General features: G+C 64.3%; 15 protein-coding genes and 2 tRNA genes. 11 read left to right on the top strand and 6 right to left on the bottom strand.

Annotated features, from left to right (window positions below; genetic code table 11):
• The first annotated feature begins 16 nt into the window (after window positions 1-16).
• Window positions 17-223: a SlyX family protein gene (locus AC1MEM_RS02905; RefSeq protein ID WP_499475194.1), complete on the top strand. Its 207-nt coding sequence runs from the start codon at window positions 17-19 to the stop codon at window positions 221-223.
• 159 nt (window positions 224-382) lie between these two features.
• Here the strand turns inward: AC1MEM_RS02905 and AC1MEM_RS02900 are convergent, their stop codons facing one another.
• From AC1MEM_RS02900 to AC1MEM_RS02890, 3 genes are read right to left on the bottom strand one after another with little or no spacing between them, the layout of a single operon-like run.
• The gene (locus AC1MEM_RS02900) at window positions 383-811 is read right to left on the bottom strand and encodes a GMC oxidoreductase (RefSeq protein ID WP_499475192.1); all 429 of its coding nucleotides are present in this window, start codon (window positions 809-811) and stop codon (window positions 383-385) included.
• A gap of 33 nt (window positions 812-844) precedes the next feature.
• Window positions 845-1,675 (bottom strand): FAD-dependent oxidoreductase, encoded by an 831-nt coding sequence (locus AC1MEM_RS02895; protein WP_499475191.1) that lies wholly within the window; start codon window positions 1,673-1,675, stop codon window positions 845-847.
• Between the two features lie 46 nt (window positions 1,676-1,721).
• Window positions 1,722-2,630 carry an alpha/beta hydrolase gene (locus tag AC1MEM_RS02890; protein ID WP_499475190.1) on the bottom strand — a complete coding sequence of 303 codons (909 nt, stop codon included), beginning with the start codon at window positions 2,628-2,630 and terminating at the stop codon, window positions 1,722-1,724.
• A 225-nt stretch (window positions 2,631-2,855) separates the two neighbouring features.
• Here AC1MEM_RS02890 and AC1MEM_RS02885 point away from each other — a divergent pair, with 225 nt between their 5' ends.
• From AC1MEM_RS02885 to AC1MEM_RS02860, 6 genes are all read left to right on the top strand, one after another.
• Window positions 2,856-4,991 (top strand): M3 family metallopeptidase, encoded by a 2,136-nt coding sequence (locus AC1MEM_RS02885; protein WP_499475189.1) that lies wholly within the window; start codon window positions 2,856-2,858, stop codon window positions 4,989-4,991.
• Window positions 4,992-5,164: 173 nt separating this feature from the next.
• On the top strand, window positions 5,165-7,288 hold the full coding sequence (locus AC1MEM_RS02880) for a M3 family metallopeptidase (RefSeq protein ID WP_499475188.1): 2,124 nt from the start codon (window positions 5,165-5,167) through the stop codon (window positions 7,286-7,288).
• A gap of 179 nt (window positions 7,289-7,467) precedes the next feature.
• A complete protein-coding gene (locus AC1MEM_RS02875) occupies window positions 7,468-7,680 on the top strand; it encodes a VF530 family protein (protein ID WP_499475187.1) in 213 nt (70 codons plus the stop codon).
• 10 nt (window positions 7,681-7,690) lie between these two features.
• Window positions 7,691-7,975 carry a DUF4404 family protein gene (locus AC1MEM_RS02870; RefSeq protein ID WP_499475185.1) on the top strand — a complete coding sequence of 95 codons (285 nt, stop codon included), beginning with the start codon at window positions 7,691-7,693 and terminating at the stop codon, window positions 7,973-7,975.
• 91 nt (window positions 7,976-8,066) lie between these two features.
• Window positions 8,067-10,340 (top strand): YgiQ family radical SAM protein, encoded by a 2,274-nt coding sequence (locus AC1MEM_RS02865; protein ID WP_499475184.1) that lies wholly within the window; start codon window positions 8,067-8,069, stop codon window positions 10,338-10,340.
• Between the two features lie 307 nt (window positions 10,341-10,647).
• Window positions 10,648-11,799, top strand: coding sequence for a GGDEF domain-containing protein (locus AC1MEM_RS02860; protein ID WP_499475183.1), 1,152 nt, complete (start codon window positions 10,648-10,650; stop codon window positions 11,797-11,799).
• Window positions 11,800-11,987: 188 nt separating this feature from the next.
• On the opposite strand, the gene AC1MEM_RS02855 is transcribed toward AC1MEM_RS02860, so the two are convergent.
• The 3 genes from AC1MEM_RS02855 to AC1MEM_RS02845 all read right to left on the bottom strand — a co-directional run bounded on the left by AC1MEM_RS02855 (window position 11,988) and on the right by AC1MEM_RS02845 (window position 15,174).
• Window positions 11,988-14,756 (bottom strand): PAS domain-containing hybrid sensor histidine kinase/response regulator, encoded by a 2,769-nt coding sequence (locus AC1MEM_RS02855; protein WP_499475182.1) that lies wholly within the window; start codon window positions 14,754-14,756, stop codon window positions 11,988-11,990.
• Between the two features lie 227 nt (window positions 14,757-14,983).
• A tRNA-Asp gene (locus AC1MEM_RS02850) sits at window positions 14,984-15,060 on the bottom strand.
• Between the two features lie 38 nt (window positions 15,061-15,098).
• A tRNA-Val gene (locus AC1MEM_RS02845) sits at window positions 15,099-15,174 on the bottom strand.
• Window positions 15,175-15,547: 373 nt separating this feature from the next.
• Here AC1MEM_RS02845 and AC1MEM_RS02840 point away from each other — a divergent pair.
• The 4 genes from AC1MEM_RS02840 (at window position 15,548) to AC1MEM_RS02825 (ending at window position 22,394) form a co-directional block, all read left to right on the top strand.
• Complete coding sequence (locus AC1MEM_RS02840; RefSeq protein WP_499475181.1) at window positions 15,548-17,782, top strand: TonB-dependent receptor; 2,235 nt, start codon at window positions 15,548-15,550, stop codon at window positions 17,780-17,782.
• Window positions 17,783-18,164: 382 nt separating this feature from the next.
• Window positions 18,165-19,985, top strand: coding sequence for a S8 family peptidase (locus AC1MEM_RS02835; protein ID WP_499475180.1), 1,821 nt, complete (start codon window positions 18,165-18,167; stop codon window positions 19,983-19,985).
• Window positions 19,986-20,334: 349 nt separating this feature from the next.
• Window positions 20,335-21,411 carry a DNA polymerase IV gene (gene dinB / locus AC1MEM_RS02830; protein WP_499475179.1) on the top strand — a complete coding sequence of 359 codons (1,077 nt, stop codon included), beginning with the start codon at window positions 20,335-20,337 and terminating at the stop codon, window positions 21,409-21,411.
• Window positions 21,412-21,497: 86 nt separating this feature from the next.
• On the top strand, window positions 21,498-22,394 hold the full coding sequence (locus tag AC1MEM_RS02825) for a recombination-associated protein RdgC (protein ID WP_499475177.1): 897 nt from the start codon (window positions 21,498-21,500) through the stop codon (window positions 22,392-22,394).
• The last annotated feature ends 26 nt before the right edge of the window (window positions 22,395-22,420 follow it).

Here is a 22,420-nt window from a genome sequence, read left to right as displayed (position 1 = left end):
AATGCAAGGACGCACCGTGGAACACGAAGACCGTTTTGTCGATATCGAACTCAAGCTGGTGCACCAGGAAGACCTGGTCGACTCGCTGAACCAGACCGTCTATCAACAGGCGCGCCGCATCGACCAGTTGGAAGCGATGGTGCAGCAGCTGGCCGAGCACCTGCGGACCTTGCGCGAGGTCGGGCAGCAGAATCCGGTGAACGAACGGCCGCCGCATTATTGATGTCACCGCGGGCCGTCGCGCACCGTAGGGTGGGCACTCGTGCCCACGCGGTCGAACCGCGATGCGCCGCACGGTCGATTAAAATCCGATACGCACGCGTTTCGGATATTTTCACGCGTCTCGACACGCATAGGCCGTACCGCGTGGGCGCAGCCCACCCTACGGATTGCCGCCAAGCCGGCTTCCAAGCCGTTTACCGAGGCAAAGCAAAGTCAAGGTCGGCGGCAAGCCCCACGGCTCGGGAATCACCGACGCATCGCACACGAACAGCCCGGGCGTCTTCGTCTGCAAATGCGCATCGACGCCTTCCCCGATGCGCACGCTCCCGCCCGGATGCGCCGCGAAATGCCACGACTTGAAGATGTGATGCGCCCCCGCCTCGCGCAGGATCGCCTTTGCCATCCCGACCCCATGCGCCAGTTTCTTGCGGTCGCTGTCCTGCAGCGTTTTATCTGCCCAGCGCGGCCCGATGTGCCCGCCGATCTCGTCGCGAATCTTGACCATCACCGACAAGGTCCGGCTGTGTGCAAACAAACGATCGACCCGGCCGACCTGCGCCGCAAAGGCCGCGTACATCGGCTGCGGCAAGGTCAGATCGGCCAGCGCGACGCCCTCCTCATGCTAGTGCATCCCGCCCGCCATCGGCACTTCGGCCCCGCCCTCGATGTCGTCCACGCTGCCCATCACGGCCACCACCGGGTCGCTGAAGAAGGAAGAATGACGCGGTCCCAGGCCTGAACTGTGCAGCAGGCGTGGACTCCCCAGCCCGCCGCCCGCGAGTACGACGATGGGCGCGGCGACGCTGCTAAGCTCGCCATTCCGCTCGATCTCGACGCCGGCCGCGCGGCCATCCGTCACCAGCACGCGCAGCGCGCGCGTCCGCTCGGACAGCTGCGCCCCATGGCGGCAAGCCTCATCGAGAAAATCGCGCGCCGTCCACTTGGCGCCGAACGGACAGCCATATACGCAGCGCCAGCAGCCACTGCGGCAGGCCTCGGGCCGGATCATCTTGTCGAGTTTGTGCCAGTCCAGGCCCAGGGCGCGCGCCGCCGCCATCATGCGCGCGGCCATCGGGCCGACCAGCTGATCGGGGAGGGGCCCCATCGGCAGCTCGGTGCGCAGCTCGGCCAGGGCCGGCATCAGGTCGATGCCGTAGCGCTCGAACATCGCCTGCGGCGGCGGAGCGGCCGTCGCAAAATTGATGGCCGAGCTGCCGCCGGCGGTGATGCCGGCCACCAGCAGGGAGGCGTCGCGGTGCAGGTAAGCGCCTTTGCCGGGCACGGCCGCCATCGAGGCCATCTGCCTGATGGTGCCGGTCAGCGGCTCGGCGCCGCCCTGTTCCAGCACCAGCACGCGCATTCCATTGCGTGCCAGCGCGCGCGCCGTACTGGCGCCGCCCGGACCGCTGCCGACGACGATCGCATCATACGAGGAACGCAAAGCTGGGAGCATGGGGAAAAGACCTGTGGGGAAGCGTGATGCTACCACGCCCGCACGCCTACTTTTTGGAAGGCAGCACCGCCCGCAAGCCATGCGTCAGCACCAGCGGGAACACGCTGGCGTGGTCTTCGTCCGCAAATACTTTGACTTGCGTGCGCAGGTTCGGATAACGGTGCGCCTTCAGCGCGGCGTCGAAGTCGCGCAGGTCGGCCACCATGTCGGCGTCTTCTTCGGCGCGCGAACGCTTTTTACCGGGCGCCAGCCGCTCCAGGCCGCCGACGCCGAAGAAGACGTTCGCCTGCAGGTCGCGGTGCCGCTCGCCATAGGTCTCGAGCCGGTCGAACATCACGCCGCCGTCGTACCACAGCGACGGGCTGCCGAGGATGTAATGCTCGAACATGCGCGGTTCACTGAACAGGATCTGCAGGCCGAGCAGGCTGCCGTAGGAATGGCCGACAAAGAACTTGCGCTGCATGTCGGCGCGGTAGTTTTTGGCGATCAGCGGCAAGACCTGGTCGGCCAGGAAGCGCGCGTAGGCGGGCGCTTCGCCGAGCGCGACTTTCCGGCCCGGCATGTCGGAGCGGTAGTCGTGCTTGCGCGGCACCGTGGGGGTGTAGTCGCGCCGCCGGCTGAACATGCCGGTATCGCCCTTCGCATAGGACAGGCCGACGACAATCACCTCTTCCATGCCCGCGTGTTTCGTCAGGCGCTGCGAAATGTTGCGCACGATCGGGAAGGCGTAGTTCGCATCGGTCACGAACACGACCGGATAACGCTTCGTGCTGTCGCGGTAGGAGTCGGGCAGGGCCACATACACCTGGTAGTCGCGCTTCAGGGCGGGGGCGCGGATGTCGCGCACTTCGGTATTCTCGAGAACGAAGGGGGACGGCGCCGCCGTGGAGGCTGTCTGCGAGGAGGCGCTCGCTGCCGCCGTCAGCAGGGCGATACCGAGGAGGAGGTTTTTCAAGATGTGGCTCCGGTGGTGACAGGGCATCTGCCGCAGTGGAAGAGAGCCCCATCATAGCCGCACTGTTGTCGCCTCGGCAATTCCCGCACATGCGGCGCCCTGACTATGCAAGTTTGTATGCGCTTTGTTTCACCCTCCCGACGCGACAATAAAGCCTGCTATGATTTGGCGCGACCTGCCGGCGGCGATCCCGCGGGCAGCCCTTTCGAGTCCGTGAGAGAGACCATGAACCGCCCACAAATGCTCATCATCGCAGCCAGCCTGGCCTTCGCCGGCGCCGCCTTTGCCGCCCCTGCCGGATCCGGCACCGTGTTGGATGCATCGAACCCCTTCGCCAGGCCGAGCGCGCTGCCGTTCAACTACCCGGCCTTCGACAAGATCAAGGACGAGCACTTCCTGCCCGCCTACGCCGCCGGCATGCGCGAGCAGCTGCGCGAAGTCGCAAGCATCGCCAACAATCCGAAGGCGCCGACGTTTGACAACACCATCGTCGCAATGGAGCGCTCGGGCCAGATGCTCGCGCGCGTGTCCGCCGTGTTCTCGAACCTGCAGACCGCCAACACGAATGAGCGCCTGGACGCCGTTGACCGCGAAATGTCGCCGAAGCTGGCCGCCCACAACGATGCCATTTACCTGAACCCGAAACTGTTCAAGCGCGTCGACACCCTGCACGCGAAGCGCGACAAGCTGGGACTGGACGCGGAATCGACATTCCTGCTCGAGCGCTACTACAAGGAATTCGTGCGCGCGGGCGCCAAGTTGTCGGCCGCTGACAAAGAGAAGCTGAAAGCCTATAACGGCCAGATCGCCTCCCTGCAGTCCGAATTCTCGCAGCGCGTGCTGAAGGAAGCGAACGCGTCGGCCCTCGTCCTGAACACCCGCGAAGAACTGGCCGGCCTGTCGGACGCGGAAATCAACGCCGCCGCGCTTGAGGCGAAAAAGCGCGGCCTGGACGGCAAGTACGTCCTCGGCATCGCCAATACCACCATCCAGGCACCGCTCGCAAGCTTGACGAATCGATCCGTGCGCGAGCGCCTGCAGGCGGCATCGATGAACCGCGGTTCGCGCGGCGGCGAATTCGATACGCGCGACCTGGTCCTCAAGCTCGTGAAACTGCGCGCCGAACGCGCGACCCTGCTCGGCTACCCGAACTACGCCGCCTATTCGCAGGAACTGGAAACGGCCAAGAATCCGGAAGCCGTGAACAAGCTGCTGGCGGAGTTGGCCAAACCGGCGATCGGCAACGCGCGCAAGGAAGCGGCGGAAATGCAGAAGATCGTCGATGCCCAGAAAGGTGGCTTCCAGATCGCCGCCCACGACTGGGCCTTCTACACGGATAAAGTGCGCGCAGCCCAGTACAACTTCGACGAAAACCAGTTGCGCCCCTATTTTGAACTGAACAACGTGCTGACGAACGGCGTGTTCTTCGCGGCGAACAAGGAATTCGGTTTGACGTTCAAGGAGCGCAAGGACCTGCCGACCTACGACGCGGACGTGCGCACTTTTGATGTCATCGACGCCGATGGCAAGCAGCTGGCGATCTTCATTTTTGACCCCTACGCGCGCGCCAACAAGCAGGGCGGCGCCTGGATGAACGAATACGTGTCGCAGTCGCACCTGCTGGGCCGTCATTCGGTGGTGGCGAATCACCTGAACATTCCGAAGCCGCCTGCCGGCGAGCCGACCCTGATGACCTACGACGAAGTGCGCACCGCCTTCCACGAATTCGGTCACGCGCTGCATGGCATGTTCTCGAACGTGAAATACCCGCACTTCTCCGGCACCAGCGTGCCGCGCGACTTCGTCGAATATCCGTCGCAGGTCAACGAGATGTGGGCGATCTGGCCCGAGGTGCTGTCGAACTACGCGAAGCACTACAAGACCGGCGCGCCGATGCCGAAGGAATTGCTGGACAAGGTCGTCGCATCGAAGAAATTCAACCAGGGCTTCATGACCAGCGAATACCTGGCGGCGTCCCTGCTCGACCAGCGCTGGCACCAGCTGACCCCGGCGCAGATCCCGACCGACGTACTCGCGTTCGAAGCGAGCGCCTTGAAAGATGCCGGCGTCGACTTCGCCCCGGTGCCGCCGCGCTACCGGACGACGTATTTTTCGCACTCGATGAACGGCGGCTATTCGGCCGGCTACTACGCCTACCTGTGGAGCGAAAAGCTCGACGCCGACACGGTCGAGTGGTTCAAGGAAAACGGCGGCCTGACGCGCAAGAACGGCGACCACTTCCGCAAGACCCTGCTTTCGCGCGGCGGGACCACCGAGGCGATGAACCTGTTCCGCGATTTCCGCGGGCGCGATCCGATCATCGCGCCGCTCCTCGAGCGCCGGGGCTTGACGGGGAATTGATTGACGGCGCGGGCTGCGGTCCGCGCCAACAATGATCACCGTTTACGCGTGGGCATGCCCACCCTACGTTATGCCACGGTCGGTGGTGCACCGTAGGGTGGGCATGCCCACGCGGAATGTCGCACCGCGTTTGCCCATCAAGTTTTCACCGCACCACACTACAAAGAGACACCATGACCCGTCCCCACATCCTCCTGATCGCCACCGCGGCTGCCGCCGTCGCCAACATGGCCTGCGCCGCCCCCGCCTCGCTGCTCGAAGCTTCGAACCCGTTCGCCAAGCCAAGCACGCTGCCGTTCAACTACCCGGCCTGGGACAAGATCAGGAACGAACACTTCGCACCGGCTTTCGCCGAGGGCATGCGCCAGGAAGCGGCGGAAATGGAAGCGATCGCCAACAACAAGGCAGCGCCTACTTTCGACAATACGATCGTTGCCATGGAGCGCTCGGGCCAGTTGCTCGACCGGGTCAGCGCGGCCTTCGGCACCCTGTCGGGCTCGTACACCAATGACACCCTGCAGGCCCTGCAAAAGGAATTGTCGCCCAAGCTGGCCGCCCACAGCGATGCGATCCGCCTGAACCCAAAACTGTACGCCCGCATCAAGGCCTTGTACGACAAGCGCACCAGGCTGGGCCTGGACGCCGAATCGCAGTACCTGATCGAGCGCTACCACACCGACTTCGTGCGCGCCGGCGCCAAACTGTCCGTTGCCGACAAGCAGAAACTGAAGACGATGAACGGCCAGCTGGCCGCGCTGTCGACCCAGTTCGCCCAGAACGTGCTGAAGGAAGCCAACGCCTCGGCCCTGGTGGTCGACACCCAGGAAGAACTGGCCGGCATGTCCGACAAGCAGATCGCGGTCGCCGCTGCTGAAGCGAAAAAGCGCGGCCTGGAAGGCAAGTTCGTGATCCCCGTCGTGAACACGACCCAGCAGGCGGGATTGTCAGTGTTGACCAACCGCGCCACCCGCGAAAAGCTGCTGGCGGCATCCACGGCGCGCGGCTCGCGCGGCGGCGAATTCGACAACCGGAACGTGGTGCTGCAGATCGCGAAGCTGCGCGCTGAACGCGCCGCGTTGCTGGGCTACCCGAACTACGCCGCCTACAACCTGGAAGAGCAGACCGCGAAGACCACCGGCGCCGTCAACAGCCTGCTGGCCGAATTCGCCAAGCCCGCCGTGAACAACGCTCGACGCGAAGCGGCCGAGATCCAGAAGGTGATCGATGCAGAGAAGGGGGGCTTCCAGGCCGCCGCCCACGACTGGGCCTTCTATAGCGACAAGGTGCGCCAGCAGCGCTACGCGTTCGACGCCAGCCAGCTGCGCCCGTACTTCGAGCTGAACCGCGTGCTGCAGGATGGCGTGTTCTTCGCCGCCAACAAGGAATTCGGCATCACCTTCAAGGAACGCACGGACTTGCCGACCTACGACGCCGACGTGCGTACCTTCGACGTGTTCGACGCCGACGGCAAGCAGCTCGCGATCTTCACCATCGACCCGTACGCGCGCCCGACCAAGCGCGGCGGCGCCTGGGCCAATGCCTGGGTCGGCCAGAGCAAACTGCTGGGCACCCGCCCGGTGATCGCCAACAACCATAACATTGCCAAGCCGGCCCCGGGCGAACCGACCCTGCTCACCTACGACGAAGTGCGCACCATGTTCCACGAGTTCGGCCATGCGCTGCACAGCATGTTCTCGGAGGTGAAATACCCGCGCCTGGCGCGCGTGCCGCGCGACTACGTCGAATTCCCGTCGCAGGTCAACGAGATGTGGATGGCCTATCCGGAAGTGCTGGCCAATTATGCGAAGCACTACCAGACCGGCGCGCCGATGCCGACGGAATTGCTGGAGAAGGTGCAGGCCTCGCAGCAGTTCAACGAAGGCTTCCGCACCACCGAATACCTGGCGGCCTCGCTGCTGGACCAGGCATGGCACCAGCTGACACCAGGCCAGATCCCGACCGACGTGCTGGCCTTCGAGGCTGAGGCCTTGAAGACGGCCGGTGTGGACTTCGCGCTGGTGCCGCCGCGCTACCGCACGACCTACTTCTCGCACACGTTCTCGGGCGGCTACTCGGCCGGTTACTACGGCTACCTGTGGGCCGAGAAGCTGGATGCGGATACGGTGAACTGGTTCAAGGAACACGGCGGGCTGACGCGCAAGAATGGCGACCATTTCCGCAAGACGCTGCTGTCGCGCGGCGGTACGCTCGATGCGATGCAGATGTACCGCAATTTCAGCGGGCGCGATGCGCGGGTAGAGCCCTTGCTCGAGCGTCGTGGATTGACGGGGCAGTGATGTGATTCGTTGACGGTGCCGGTTCTCCGGTACCGTTGACGATGATCCCGTACGTTACACGACGGCCGCTGGCTGTTGCACACCGTAGGGTGGGCATGCCCACGCGTTTTCGTGTCCATGCACCCCCCAACGTGGTGTATAAATCCATTGAATCCAACCACGAGAAAACTACCCCAGCGATGAGTGTTCAATCCTTGAACGGTATTACTTTAGAATCCCTGTTAACCTGCCTCGTCGAGCACTATGGCTGGGAGGGACTCGGCCGCCGGATCGACATCAACTGTTTCCAGAAAGACCCGAGCATCAAGTCGAGCCTGAAGTTTTTGCGCCGCACCCCGTGGGCGCGCGAGCAGGTCGAGGCCTTGTACCTCGAGACCCGCTTCACCAACTAGCGAGAACGACATGCTGAACGAGAACGATTCGAACCTGAAGGCGCACCTGAAAACGCTGCACCGCAGCCTGTCCGAGACCGACGAAGTCGACGAAGAGCTGCAAATGCTGCTGCGCCAGCTCGACGGCGACATCAAGCACGTGCTCGAGCGCCGCGCCGACGCCGACCTCGACGTCAATACCTATGGCCTCGGCTCCCGCACCCAGGAACTGAGCGCCCGCTTCACGGCGCGCCACCCGAACGTGGCCGCCACCTTGCGCGAACTCGGAAACATCCTGTCGAGCATGGGCGTCTGAAGTGGCGACTCAGCCACAAGTCATTGAAACGTAAGCAATTTTTCAACGGGGCAGCAGCCGATATAACCGTTTTCCGGTAAAATGTCGGCCAATGACCCCAACCAATCTCTTCGCGAGCGTTCCCAAACGCTCCAGCCGCGCAGCCGCCGCGCCCTTCCTCCCGATGACCCGCGCCGAAATGGAGGCGCTGGGCTGGGATTCGTGCGACGTGATCCTCGTGACCGGCGACGCCTACATCGACCACCCGAGCTTCGGCATGGCGCTGGTCGGCCGCCTGCTGGAAGCGCAGGGCTATCGCGTGGGCATCATCAGCCAGCCGGACTGGCACTCCGCCGAACCCTTCCGCGCGCTGGGCAAGCCGAATTTATATTGGGGCATCACCGCCGGCAACATGGACTCGATGGTCAACCGCTATACGGCCGACCGCAAGATCCGTTCCGACGACGCCTACACCCCGAACGCCGAACCAAATAAACGCCCGGACCGCGCAGTCACCGTCTACGCCCAGCGCGTGCGCGAAGCCTATCCGGGCGTGCCGGTCGTGATCGGTTCGATCGAGGCCTCGCTGCGCCGCATCGCCCATTACGATTACTGGTCCGATAAAGTGCGCCGTTCGGTGCTGTTCGAATCGAAGGCCGACCTGCTGATCTTCGGTAACGCCGAGCGCGCGCTGGTCGACGTCACGCGCCGCATCGCCGCCGGCGAATCGATCAAGGAGATCCGCGACATCCGCGGCACCGCCTTCCTGGTACAGCCGGGCTGGCTGCCGGACGCCGAATGGTCGGTGCACAATTCCACGCGCGTGGACGTGCCGGGCCGCATCGACTCGCAGCCGAACCCGTATGCGATGGCGCTGGAAGACCCGAAAGCCTGCGCGCTGGACAACGCACAGCCCGAGCCGGTGCTGAAACCCGTGATCATCATGACGCGCGAAGAGCGGCAAGCCGCCGCCCGCGAAAAAGCCATGAAGACGGTGGTGCGCCTGCCGAGTTTCGAGACCGTCAGCGAAGACCCGGTGATGTACGCGCACGCCTCGCGCGTGTTCCACCTCGAATCGAACCCGGGCAATGCGCGCGCGCTGGTGCAGTCGCACGGCGACCGCGACGTCTGGCTGAACGCGCCGCCACTGCCGCTGGCCATGGACGAGATGGACAACGTCTACGACCTGCCGTACGCGCGCAATCCGCACCCGAGCTACGGCAAGGCCCATATCCCGGCCTGGGAAATGATCCGTTATTCCGTGAACATCATGCGCGGCTGCTTCGGCGGCTGCACCTTCTGTTCGATCACCGAGCACGAGGGGCGCATCATCCAGAGCCGCTCGGAGCCGTCGATCCTGCGCGAGATCGAGGCGATCCGCGACACGACCAAGAATTTTTCCGGCACGATTACCGACCTCGGCGGTCCGACGGCGAACATGTACCGCCTCGCCTGCAAGGAAAAAAGCATCGAGGAATCCTGCCGCCGTTTGTCCTGCGTGTACCCGACGATTTGCAGCAACCTGGGTACCGACCACAGCAAGCTGATCCAGCTGTACCGCAAGGCGCGTGCGATTCCGGGCGTCAAAAAGATCCTGATCGGGTCCGGCCTGCGCTACGACCTCGCCGTGCGCTCGCCCGAATATGTAAAAGAGCTGGTCACGCACCACGTGGGCGGCCTGCTCAAAATCGCGCCGGAACACACGGAGCAGGGCACGCTCTCAAAAATGATGAAGCCGGGCATTGGCGCGTATGACGAGTTCAAGCGCATGTTCGACAAGTATTCGATCGAGGCCGGCAAGAAGCAGTACCTGATCCCGTATTTTATTGCCGCGCACCCGGGCAGTACCGACGAGGACATGCTGAACCTGGCGCTCTGGCTGAAGAAGAACAATTTTAAATTGGACCAGGTTCAGACCTTCACGCCGACGCCGATGGCGATGGCGACGACGATGTACCACACCCGTAAAAATCCGCTGAAGAAGGTGACGGAGGATTCGGAAGTCGTGGAAACGGCGAGAAGCGGCAAGATGCGGAAGGCCCATAAAGCGTTCCTGCGCTATCACCACCCGGAGAACTGGCCGATCCTGCGCGAAACCCTTGTAAAAATGGGCCGGGGCGACCTGATCGGCAACAGCGAGCGCCACCTGGTGCCGGCCTGGCATCCGTCGGAAGACAACGGCACGGCGATGGCGGGCGACCGCAAGCGCCAGGGCGGCATGCCGCAACAGCCCCACGTGCAGGCGCACCAGATCGCCGCCAACGCGAAGCGCAAGCCGGAACGCGCGGCAGCGGCTGGCGCACGTACTCCCGCTGCCGCGCCCGAGCGCGCACGGCCGTCGATCCTGTCCACCATCAAGACCAAGCCGAAAGGCCCGCGCAAGTAAACGGGATCGTCAAGATCGGCAAAAAAGGCCGGCCCCTGCAGGAATGCTGGGGCCGGCTTTTTCGTGTGTTCGTGTCTTGTTGCACATCCGCGACGTAACATTGTCGCCCTTGCACCAGAGTGTTGCATTCATCCCCGCTTACTAGCCCAAAGGCAATCAAGTGTGCGAACCTATTTGACGAAACCGTGTAAAATAGTTCCTTAAGGAAACAGGTGTTAGCTGTTAAATAATAGTTCAGCCGCGTCCCATCGGTTGAACGACAGACCCGCCACGCGCCGGGTCACAGCTCGCCCTCAAGGAATTTTCAGTGATCGATTTTCACCTTTATATGCTGGCAGTCGGCATCGGCAACATTGCGTTTGCCTTGCTGATGGTGGCCTACGTGCGCAACACCAGCACCACACCCGGTTTGCCGGTGTGGATGTGGGCGCGCATGGTGTTCGGCGCGACCCAGCTGCTGGCCTGGGCGCGCCCGCCGGCGGGCCTGCCCCTGCTGACCATCGTCGAATCGGCGGGCTGGATTGCCGGCCTGACGCTCGAGGCGGCGGCCTATGCGCTGTTCTTCGGCTATCCCCAACTGCGGCGTTACCTGGTCCCCAGCGCGGGGCTGGGCCTGGTGCTGGCCTGTGCGGCGTCGCTCAACGGCTTCCCCCACGAGCAGCTCATTGTGTACGTGTCGCTGATGATGGGGACCGGCTCCTTCGTGACCGGCGCGCTCCTCATGCATCCGCGCCTGTCCGGCGCCACCGCGCTGCAACGCCTGATCGGCGCCAACGACGTGATCGCCGGCGGCGTGCTGGCCGCGTGGGCAGCGATTGCCCTGGCCGGCCTTCCGGTGTCGCCCCTGGGCGAAGCGATGGCGTATATCGCCGGCTACCTGCTGCTGATCGTGAATGGCTTCGGCTTTATTTTGATGAGCAAGCAGCGCGACGACGCGCGCATGGAGCGCCTGGCCACCACCGACGATTTAACGGGTCTGCTGAACCGGCGTGCCTTTTTCGCCCGCGCCGACGCGGCGCGCCTGCTGGCCTTTCGCACGCGCCAGCCGATGGCGTTGCTGATGCTCGACATCGACCATTTCAAGCAACTGAACGACCGTTTCGGCCATGCCACCGGCGACGAGGCACTGGTGAAATTCGCCACGACCTGCACCGGCGCGCTGCGCGAGCACGATATCTTCGGCCGCCTGGGCGGAGAAGAATTCGCGCTGGCGCTGCCGGGCACCGACCTCGACGGTGCGCTGCACGCCGCCGAGCGCCTGCGCCAGGGCGTCGTCGACACCCGCCTGCTCACTTGCGGCAACAGCTACACGATGACGGTGAGTATCGGCGTGGTCCTGATCGACCCGGAGGAAGACTTGCCGACGGCGCTGGCCCGCGCCGACCACGCGCTGTATGAGGCCAAGCGCAATGGCCGTAACCGGGTGGAGGCCGCTGCTCCCGGACGCCGCCGGGCGTAGGGTGGTCGGCTCCGCCCGGGTCGGTGTGGTTACGCGGCCTATGCGCCGCCCACGCGTTCAACGCACATGTGCGTCGGCGCGAAGGGAAAACGAAGGGGCCTTGTCGTCGCGAGGTTTCGCCGGGTCGTTGAACGCGTGGGCGGCGCACACGCTGCCGCTATTCATCCGTCAGGGTGGAGCCGGCCACCCTACGCGGCCAGGTTCGACAGCAGCTCCTGCACCGCGGCCAGCTGGGCCGGTTTCGTCAGGTGATGGTCGAAGCCCGCGTCGCTCGAGCGCATGCGGTCGTTTTCGGTGCCCCATCCGGTCAGGGCGATCAGCGTGATGTCTTCCAGTCCCGGCGTGCGGCGCATGGCGCTGGCGGTCTCGTAGCCGTCCATCCCCGGCATGCCGATATCGAGGAAGGCGACCTGCGGCAGGAAGGCAGCGGCTGCCTGCAGGGCCGCGGCGCCGTCGTGCGCCACGCGCGTCGCGTGTCCGCTGGCTTCGAGGATCATCGACAGGGTCAGCGCCGCATCGACATTGTCGTCTACCACCAGCACGCGGATGCCCGCGGCCAGGCCGGCAGCCGCGCTGCCCGTCTCCTGCCTGCCGGGATCGGGTTGCGCGGCGCCGTCCGCCGCCAGCGGCAGCCGGACCGCGAAGGTGCTGCCCATGCCGGCGCCCTTGCTGGCCGCCGTGACCGAGCCGCCATGCATCTCGACCAGGCGCCGCACCAGCGACAGCCCGATGCCGAGGCCGCCCTGGGCCCGCTCCACATGCCGGTCGACCTGCTTGAACATGTCGAACACGCTGAGTAAGGCGTCGGCCGGGATGCCGACGCCCGTATCGCTCACGGCGATGATGGCCATGCCAGGCTCCGCCCGCACCGACAGGTCGATGCGCCCGCCACTTGGCGTGTACTTGGCGGCGTTGTTCAGCAGGTTCGCCACGACTTGCGCGATCCGGGTGACGTCGGCGTCGATGACGAGGTCGGCCTCGGGCAGGGCGAGGTCCAGGCGGTGTCCGGCGGCCTCGATCAGCGGCAGGCTGGTTTCCACCGCGCTTGCGAGGATCTGCTTCAGGCTCGCGCGCTCGCGCTTGAGTTCGAGCTTGCCGCCGCTGATGCGGGCGACATCGAGCAGGTCGTCGATCAGGTGGACCATGTGGCCGACCTGCCGCTCCATCATTTCGCGCACCTTGCGCACGGCGGCGGCGCTGTCGCCGGCCAGGCGCATGACGCCCAGCCCGCTGCGGATCGGCGCCAGTGGATTACGCAGTTCATGCGCCAGCGTCGCCAGGAATTCGGTCTTGCGGCGGTCGGCCTCGGACAGGTCCGCCGCCAGCCGGCGCAGTTCCTCGTCCGCTTGCCGGCGCGCCGTGATGTCGGAAAACAGCAGCGCCACCTTGCGGCTGCCCTGTCCGCCGATGCGCGTGGCGTAGACATCGAACCAGCGCCCGATGGCGGCCGCTTCGCTTTCGAAACGGACCGCGTTGCCGGTCAGGGCGACCTGCCCATAGGTGTCGAACCAGAAGCGGTCGAGGTCGGGCACCAGTTCGCGCGCCGTCTTGCCGGTGGCGCCGGTCACGCCGGTGTGCCGCTCGAACATCGCGTTCATCTCGAGGAAGCGGTAGTCGACCGGCTGGCCGGCGGCGTCGAACAGCATCTCGAGGATGGCGAAGCCCTGGTCCATCGACTCGAACAGGGTGCGGTAGCGTTCTTCGCTGGCGCGCAGTTTTTCCGCAGCCTGGCGGCTTTCGGTGGTGTCGAGCACGATCGCGACCAGGCCGAGGAAGTCGCCCGCCGGACTGCGCAGCGCGTTGACGCTGCTGGTGGCCGGCATCAGGGAGCCGTCCTTGCGCAGGTAATACTTGTCGGTGACGAAGCCGCGTCCGCCGTCCGCCAGCGCGGCCAGCCCGGCCCGGGTTTCCGCGAGCGAGCGCGGCGCCGTGATCTCGGCCACCGTCATGCCGGTCAGCTCGGCCTCGGTGTAGCCGAGCATGTCGCAAAACTTCTGGTTGACGAGGGTGATGCGGCCTTGCTGGTCCATCTCGACCACGCCGGTGGCGGCCTGGCCGACGATCTTGGCGAAGCGTTCGCGGCTGGCGTACAGGCGGTTCTCGGCCAGCTTGCGCTCGGTCTGGTCGACGCCGTGGACCAGCAGGCCGGTGATGTGGCCGTCGGCGTCGCGCAGCGGCATGTAGACCAGGTCGACGAAACGCTGTTCCAGCGGCGCGCCCGGATGGCGCTGCAGCATGGCCGGCATGTCGGTACCCTTGAAGGCGTCGCCGGTCCGGTAGACCCCGTCGAGCAGTTCGAAGAAGCCCTGGCCGTGGAGTTCGGGCAGTGCCTGGCGCACCGGCTGGCCGACCAGGTCGCGGTTGCCGACCAGCTGCTGGTAGCGCTCGTTGACCAGCTCGAAGACGTGGTCCGGCCCGTTCAGCACGCACATGAAGGCCGGCGCCTGATGGAAGATGTCGCCCATGCGCGCATTGGCCGCCTGCAGTTCCCTCAGCAGGCGTTCGCGCTGGACCTCGGCGTCATGCGCCGTCGTCACGTCGCGCGACACCGCCAGCAGGTTCTGGACACGGCCGCCTTCGGCGTACACCGCGGTGACCATCACTTCCCACCAGCGCGAGGTCCCTTTGGCGGTCGGGCAGAAGGCCTTGAACTGCCCGGTGCCCCCGGCCCGCGCCGCGGCCATCGCCGCGTCGACGGCGCCCTGGCTTTCTTGCGGCCAGAAGGATTGCCACATCTGCCCGGCAAACCGGCTGAAGTCGTCGATTTCCATGGCGCAGATGCCGTTCCGGTTCATCGCCACGATGGCGCCTTCATTGCTGAGCAATTTCAGGCAGTCCGGGCTGCTTTCGAACAATTGCAGGCCGAGGGCGTTGGTGTCGATGGCGGAAGCGGTGTGCTGCATGTAGTCGGGACAGTCCAGGGTGCGTTTGCCGGCAGGGGCGGGAAGGATGAGCAACGCGCCAGCTTACGCGAGTTTCGGTGTTTATGTACGCACGGGCGGATGTAGGATGGACGGCTCTGCCGTCCACGCGTTCAGCGCACCGATGCTGGTCGAGGCGCGGCTTGGCAATGGATGGTTGAACGCGTGGACGGGGAACCCGGCCACCCTACGTTCGGTCGTTACGTGAAGGGAAATAAGAAAAGAAAAAGGGCCCGACGAATCGGGCCCTTCTACTTTAATGCTGGCGGAGCGGACGGGACTCGAACCCGCGACCCCCGGCGTGACAGGCCGGTATTCTAACCAACTGAACTACCGCTCCGTTTTTACTGATCGGTTCTTCTTTTTTCAAACTGAATCTGGTGGGCGCTGAGAGGCTCGAACTCCCGACCTAATCCTTGTAAGGGATCCGCTCTACCAACTGAGCTAAGCGCCCGGCTCACCGTATTCTGTTCGTCTGACGCTTGTCACCGCGTCTGAAGAGGCCCGAATCATAGCGTATGGGTTCGCGGATGTGCAAGGGTTTTTCTAAAAAAGGTGAAAAGCCGTTTTTGCACGGCTCTGCCGGGAGGGTGTTGTGTGGCGATGGCGGCGCCACTTCAGCACGAGCAGCACCGGTGCACGCCGCGCGAGTGTTGTTAATCGGTTCGTGCATATCTTCCTGCGCTTGCCTGATCAGCCTGGCATCGCCAACAATATCGCCTTATAACGACGGCAAGCTTAAGACATCGGCAAGATGCAAGAGCCGCGGCGCTGTACCAGGGAGGAAGAAGGGGACATCGCAGGTTTTTCTAACTACAAGGAATAACATGATCAAGATGTCCAAGATGCACAAGCGCGTCGTGCACGCGCACGCAGCCATGCTGGCGCTCGGTGCAGCGCTGCCGCTGGGTTCGGCCTTTGCGCAGGAGGCCGCCCCGGCCGCCACCGCCGGCGAACTGCAGACCGTTACCGTCACGGCCCAGCGCCGCAGCGAAAACATCCGCGACGTGCCGGTCTCGGTGACGGCCCTGCGCGGCGAAAAGCTTGACGTGCTGGTGTCCGGCGGCGAGGACATCCGCCTGTTGGCCGGCAAGATGCCGAGTTTGAACGTGGAATCGTCGAACGGCCGTACCTTCCCGCGCTTCTACATCCGCGGCTACGGCAATACCGATTTCAATACCTTCGCTTCGCAGCCGGTCTCCCTGATCTATGACGACGTGGTGCAGGAAAACCCGATCCTGAAAGGCTTCCCGATCTTCGACCTGCAAAGCGTCGAAGTGCTGCGCGGGCCGCAGGGCACCCTGTTCGGCCGCAACACCCCGGCCGGCGTCGTGAAATTCGAGTCCGAGAAGCCGAACCTGAAGAAGGTCGAGGGTTACTACAACGCCTCGGTCGCGACCCACAACACGATCAATGTCGACGGCGCCGTCAACGTGCCGCTGTCGAAAGACTGGGCGATGCGCGTGTCGACCCTGCGCCAGCACCGCGACGATTACGTCGAGAACTACGCCGACCTCGCGAAAACCCAGCGCCGCGGCGACCTCGATGGCTACAACGAGCACGCCGAACGCATCCAGTTCCTGTACAAGCCGGAGAACGGCCCGTTCAGCGCCCTGTTCAACGTGCACCAGCGCACGACCAGCGGCAGCGCCCGCCTGTTCCGCGCCAACCTGATCCGCAAGGGCTCGAACGAGATCGCCGACGGCCTCGACCTGGACAGCATCGTCACGAATGCCCAGAACTACCAGGACCTGACCACCCGCGGCGGCAACGTGCGCCTCTCCTGGGACCTGGGCGACTACAAGCTGTATTCGGTGACCGGCTACGAGAACATTGCCCACTACAACAGCCGCGGCGACATCGACGGCGGCATCCCGGCCGGTCCGGGCTTCATCCCCTTCCAGGTCGAGACGGCCAGCCGCATCGAGGACCTGAAGCAGTACAGCCAGGAAGTGCGCATCGAATCCGAATATGCGGCTCCCTTGAACTGGCAGGCGGGCGTGTACTGGTTCGACGAATCGGCCACTGGCGGCAGCGACAATTTCAACAGCACCACCGGCGCCCGCAGCTCGCGCCTGTTCAGCCGCCAGGACAATACGGCCTGGGCGGTGTTCGGTTCCGCGACCTACAAGGTCTCGAGCGTGTTCGACCTGCGCGGCGGGGTGCGCTACACGAAGGACAAGAAAGACTTCAGCACGGTCGTCAACGAAAACGTGGTCCAGATCGGAGACACCGCGGTGAGCACCAGCAAGGCGAAGGTCAGCTGGGACCTTTCCGGCACCTATAAATTGACGCCGGCGATCAATGTCTACGGCCGCATCGCGACCGGCTTCCGTGCGCCGAGTATTGCAGCTGCCTCGGCTTCGGTGCCGATCACGGTGGCCGACGCCGAGACCATCACGTCGGTCGAAGCGGGTGTGAAAGCCGACCTGCTGGACCGCCGCGCCCGCGTCGCCTTCTCGGTGTATGACTACACGGTGAAGGACCAGCAGCTGACGGTCGTGGGCGGCAATTCGAACGTGAACCGCCTGATCAACGCCGACAAAACCAAGGGCCGCGGCCTCGAGCTCGACGTCGAAGCGGCGATCAGCCCTTCGCTGCGCGTGACCGGCAGCACCAGCTACAACTTCACGGAAATTCGCGACGCCAGCCTGTCGGTGAACCGCTGCGGTTCCTGCACGATCACCGACCCGATCAACGCCGCGAACCGCGTCGTCATCGACGGCAACATGCTGCCGCAGGCGCCGCGCTGGATCGTCAACGCCACCGCGCGCTGGAGCATGCCGGTCGCCGACGGCGAGGTCTTCGTGTTCACCGACTGGTCGTACCGCAGCAAGATCAATTTTTTCCTGTACGAAGCGGCCGAGTTTACGGGCAAGCCGCTGACCGAAGGCGGCCTGCGCCTGGGCTATACCTGGGCCAATGGCAAGTATGAGGCGGCTGTTTTCGGCCGCAACATCCTGGATGAGCGCCGCATCACGGGCGCCATCGACTTCAACAACCTGACGGGCTTTACCAACGAGCCGCGTACCTGGGGTGTGCAATTCAAGGGTAACTTTTAATTACAACAACCTGACAAAGCACAGTTAACATCCGAAAATCGATTCGGACAAGAAAGGCCGCGCCATTGCGCGGCCTTTTTTTCGTCCCGACTCAGCTTGCAAAGCTCTGCCATATGCGAGCGGTAATCACTGTTGTGACGTTGATAATGAACCGCAGCCATACGTTATTTGGCGTACATACGAAGTATGCAAATAAACGATGTTTTTGTTAAATCAACGGTATAAAGCGTTGCTAAAGTGCCGCACTCAATTCGAAATTCCCCGCGCGCATATTTACTCCGCAGTACATTTTCTGAGCCGCCTGTCGAGGGCACTTCGGCCCGCCGAAGACCATAAACCAAGGCACCGCCTTGACGGAAAACTACACATCGAAGGACTCAACATGAAGTCGACGCAATCGATTTACCCGAGTTTGTTGAAAGTCGTTGTAGCTGTCTCCATCGCCACCGGTTCGCTGGGCGCAGGCTCGGCCTTCGCCGCCGGCACCGCGCCTGACGCCCAGGCGGCAGGCACCACGCAATTCATCCTCCATACCGACCGCCTGATCGTCAAATACAAGGATGCCAATGTCGGCAGCGCCCAGGCCAAGGTGCCGACGGCCATGACGACGGCGCGCCAGGCGATTGCCGACCGCGCCGGCCAGCAGTTCGGCATGCGCCTGCAGGCCCTGCACCATATCGCCACCGGCGCGCAAGTGATGAAGATCGACCGCAAGGTGTCGTTGACGGAAGCGACTGCGCTGGCGAAGGAACTGATGGCACGCGACGCGTCGATCGAATACGCAGAGCCCGACCGCATCATGACCAGGATGGCCACGGCCAGCGACCCGTACTATGCGCAGCAGTGGGATTACACCGATGCGACCGGCGGCCTGCGCCTGCCGGCCGCCTGGGACCTCTCGACCGGTACCGGCGTCAAGGTCGCCGTGATCGACACCGGCTACCGTCCGCACGCCGACCTCTCCGGCCAGTTCGTCGGCGGCTATGACTTCATTTCCGATACCGCCGTCGCGAACGACGGCAACGGCCGCGATGCCGACGCATCCGACCCGGGCGACTGGATCGCCGCCAACGAGTGCTACGCCGGCAACGCGGCGCAAAACTCGAGCTGGCACGGCACCCACGTGTCCGGCACCATCGCCGCCAAGACGAATAACGGCCTGGGCGTGGCCGGCATCGCCTACAACGCCAAGGTCGTGCCGGTGCGCGTGCTCGGCAAGTGCGGCGGCTACACCTCCGACATCGCCGACGCCATCATCTGGGCCTCGGGCGGTACCGTGTCCGGCGTGCCGGCGAATGCCAACGTCGCCAAGGTCATCAACATGTCGCTCGGCGGCGGCGGCGCCTGCGACACCACGACCCAGAACGCGATCAACAGCGCCCGTTCGCGCGGCACCGTCGTCATCGTCGCGGCCGGTAACGAAAACCAGAACGCCAGCAACTCGAATCCGGCCAACTGCGCCGGCGTCGTGGCGGTCGCCGCCACCGGCAAGACCGGCGGGCGTGCCTCGTATTCGAACTACGGCGCCGTGGTCGACGTGGCGGCACCAGGCGGCGATGGCTCCTACAGCATCCTGTCGACGCTCAACAGCGGCACCACCACCCCGGGCTCGGACAATTACGTCGGTTACCAGGGCACCTCGATGGCGACCCCGCACGTGGCCGGCGTCGCGGCACTGATGCTGGCGCGTAACGGCGCGCTGACGCCGGACGACATCGAAGCCAAGCTGAAGGCCACCGCCCGCGCCTTCCCGGCGACCTGCTCGCAGTGCGGCGCCGGTATCGTCGACGCGGGTGCTGCCGTTGCTGCCGCCACCACCGTGACGCCGCCGCCGACGACGATCTCGGAAACCGAGTCGAACAACACGATCTCGACCGCGAACGCCATCAGCACCAGCGGCACGGTCGTCAACGGCACGATGAGCGCCTCGACCGACAGCGACTACTTCGTGGTCCAGCTGCCGGCCGGTAAAACCCTGACCGCGACGCTGACCGAGAGCCGGTCGACCAACGACTACGACCTCTACATCTACAACAGTGCAGGCACCTTGCTGACCTCCAGCGAGAACGGCGCCGGCGCCACCGACACCGCTTCGGTGGTGAATAACGGCACCACCAGCGCGCCAGCCTATGTGCGCGTCAAGTACTACGGCGGCGGCACCGGTTCGACCAATGGCAAGTACACGCTGAAGGCGAGCTGGTAAGCCTCGGTTGCTGTAGCTGGCTAAAGAGGACGCGCGGCTTGCCGCGCGTTTTTTTTGCCGAGTCCTCCGCCGAAAAGCCACCTGGATCGTAGGGTGGGCATGCCCACGCGGGATACGTAAGGACTCCGCTTTCGTGCACGATGATCTCGCCGCCGTACGGGCTTCGCTTTCGTGCTCGATGGTCTCGCCGCCGTACGGGCTCCGCTTTCGTGCTCGATGGTCTCGCTGCCGCGTATCACCGCGTGGGCATGCCCACCCTACAAAACGCCATGCCGGTAGCCCTTGCACGGAATCCCAATTGACGAGATACTGTACGGAATTACAGTAGTCGGCCCCGGCCGCCGCCAGAGTGAACGCCCCCGCACGTAAAATCATCCATTGCGATTGCGACTGTTTCTATGCCTCGGTCGAGATGCGCGACGATCCGTCCCTGCGCGGGCGTCCGCTCGCCGTGGGCGGCCGTCCCGACCAGCGCGGCGTGGTGGCGACCTGCAATTACGAGGCGCGCCGCTTCGGCATCCATTCGGCCATGGCCACCGCCCAGGCCATGAAACTGTGCCCGGAGCTGCTCGTCATCCCGCCGGCGATGGAAAAATACCGCATCGCCTCGCGCCAGATCATGGAGATCTACGCCGACTACACGGACCTCGTCGAACCGCTCTCGCTCGACGAAGCCTATCTCGACGTGTCGAACTCGCCGCACTGCAAGGGCAGCGCCACCCTGATCGCGCAGGAAATCCGCAAACGGATTTTCGAGACCGTCGGCATCACGGCCTCGGCCGGCGTGGCGCCCAACAAATTTGTCGCGAAAATCGCCAGCGACTGGAACAAGCCCGATGGCCTGTTCCTCGTGCGCCCGGAAGAGGTGGATGCCTTCGTCTCGGCGCTGCCGGTCAAAAAACTGCACGGCGTCGGCAAGGTCACGGCGGCCAAGCTCAACAAGCTGGGCGCGCGGACCTGCGCGGATTTGCGCGGCTGGACGATGCAGGAACTGCAGCATCACTTCGGCAGTTTCGGGGCGCGCCTGCACGATTTGTGTCGCGGCATCGACAACCGCGAGGTCAGCCCGGAGCGCGAGCGTAAATCGGTCAGCACCGAGGAAACCTATACGGTGGACGTGCCGGACCTGCCGGCCTGCCTGGCGCTGCTGCCCGATTTATACGAACACCTGCTCGGGCGCATCAAGCGCGCGGGCGCCGAAAAATTCATCAACAAGCTGTTCATTAAAATTAAATTTTCGGACTTCCAGCAGACCACCGTCGAGTGCGTCGCCTATGCGCCCCATCTGCCGACCTTCGCGCGGCTGATGGAAACCGGCTGGCTGCGCGCCAGCCGCCCCGTGCGCCTGCTGGGCGTGGGCGTGCGCCTGGGCGACACCGAACATGTCGAACAGCTCAGCCTGTTTGACGAACACGCAACACATTAAAACGTTGTTGTTGCCGGCTGAAAATTGCCGGACATCAGCGTGTAGAATGTCGTTCCCCTGAAATACTGAGACAACAGAAAGCAACTATGTGGTTCAAGAATCTTCAGATTTACCGCCTGCCCGCACCATGGGCCTTCACGCCTGAACAGATGGAAGAGGCGCTGGCGCCCCTGGCCTTCACGCCCGCGAACAGCAACGAACTGTTGCGCCAGGGCTGGGATGCGCCGCGTCCGAATGGCGGCCTGGTCCACGTCGTCAACAAGCAGATGCTGATGATGCTCGGCACCGAAAAGAAGCTGCTGCCGAGCTCGGTGATCAACCAGGTCGCCAAGGCGAAAGCTGCCGAGCTGGAAGAGCAGCAAGGTTTCCCGCCGGGTAAGAAGGCGATGAAAGAACTGAAGGAGCGCGTGGCCGACGAACTGCTGCCGCGCGCATTCACGATCCGCAGCAATACCTGGACCTGGATCGACCCGGTCAACGGCTGGTTGGTGGTCGATGCCGCCAGTCCGGCCAAGGCCGACGACGTCGTGAAACTGCTGCTCAAAGCCGTCGACCGCATGCCGCTCGAGTCGCTGCGCGTGCAGCGTTCGCCAGTCGCCGTGATGACCGGCTGGCTGGAAGCCGACGAGGCGCCGTACAACTTCACGATCGACCAGGATACGGAACTGCGCGCCACCGGCGAAAGCCGCGCGGCCGTGCGTTACGTGAAGCACTCGCTCGATCCGGACGACATCCGCCGCCACATCGCCGCCGGTAAACAGTGCACGCGCCTGGCCATGACCTGGAACAGCCGCGTGTCGTTCGTGCTGACCGAATCGCTGGCCATCAAGGGCATCAAGCCGCTCGACGTCATCAATGAAGGCGGCGCCGTCACCAACAGCGACGACGAGCGTTTTGATAACGACATCATGCTCATGACCGGCGAGCTGGCGAAGATGCTGGCTGATGTGGTTGATGCGCTGGGCGGCGAAGCGAAGGCGTAAGCAGGCCTTGTAGGGTGGGCGCCCCG

This window comes from Telluria sp. AIW5 (genome assembly GCF_056680575.1).
The sequence above is the reverse complement of the archived record's forward strand: the minus strand, read 5'-3'. Positions and strand labels throughout refer to the sequence as shown.

Bases quoted from the DNA above. Each gene is read 5' to 3' on its own strand.
- AC1MEM_RS02895 (WP_499475191.1), bottom strand. From the start codon at position 1,675: ATGCTCCCAGCTTTGCGTTCCTCGTATGATGCGATCGTCGTCGGCAGC.
- AC1MEM_RS02885 (WP_499475189.1), top strand. From the start codon at position 2,856: ATGAACCGCCCACAAATGCTCATCATCGCAGCCAGCCTGGCCTTCGCC.
- AC1MEM_RS02880 (WP_499475188.1), top strand. From the start codon at position 5,165: ATGACCCGTCCCCACATCCTCCTGATCGCCACCGCGGCTGCCGCCGTC.
- AC1MEM_RS02875 (WP_499475187.1), top strand. From the start codon at position 7,468: ATGAGTGTTCAATCCTTGAACGGTATTACTTTAGAATCCCTGTTAACC.
- AC1MEM_RS02870 (WP_499475185.1), top strand. From the start codon at position 7,691: ATGCTGAACGAGAACGATTCGAACCTGAAGGCGCACCTGAAAACGCTG.
- AC1MEM_RS02865 (WP_499475184.1), top strand. From the start codon at position 8,067: ATGACCCCAACCAATCTCTTCGCGAGCGTTCCCAAACGCTCCAGCCGC.
- AC1MEM_RS02840 (WP_499475181.1), top strand. From the start codon at position 15,548: ATGATCAAGATGTCCAAGATGCACAAGCGCGTCGTGCACGCGCACGCA.
- AC1MEM_RS02835 (WP_499475180.1), top strand. From the start codon at position 18,165: ATGAAGTCGACGCAATCGATTTACCCGAGTTTGTTGAAAGTCGTTGTA.
- AC1MEM_RS02825 (WP_499475177.1), top strand. From the start codon at position 21,498: ATGTGGTTCAAGAATCTTCAGATTTACCGCCTGCCCGCACCATGGGCC.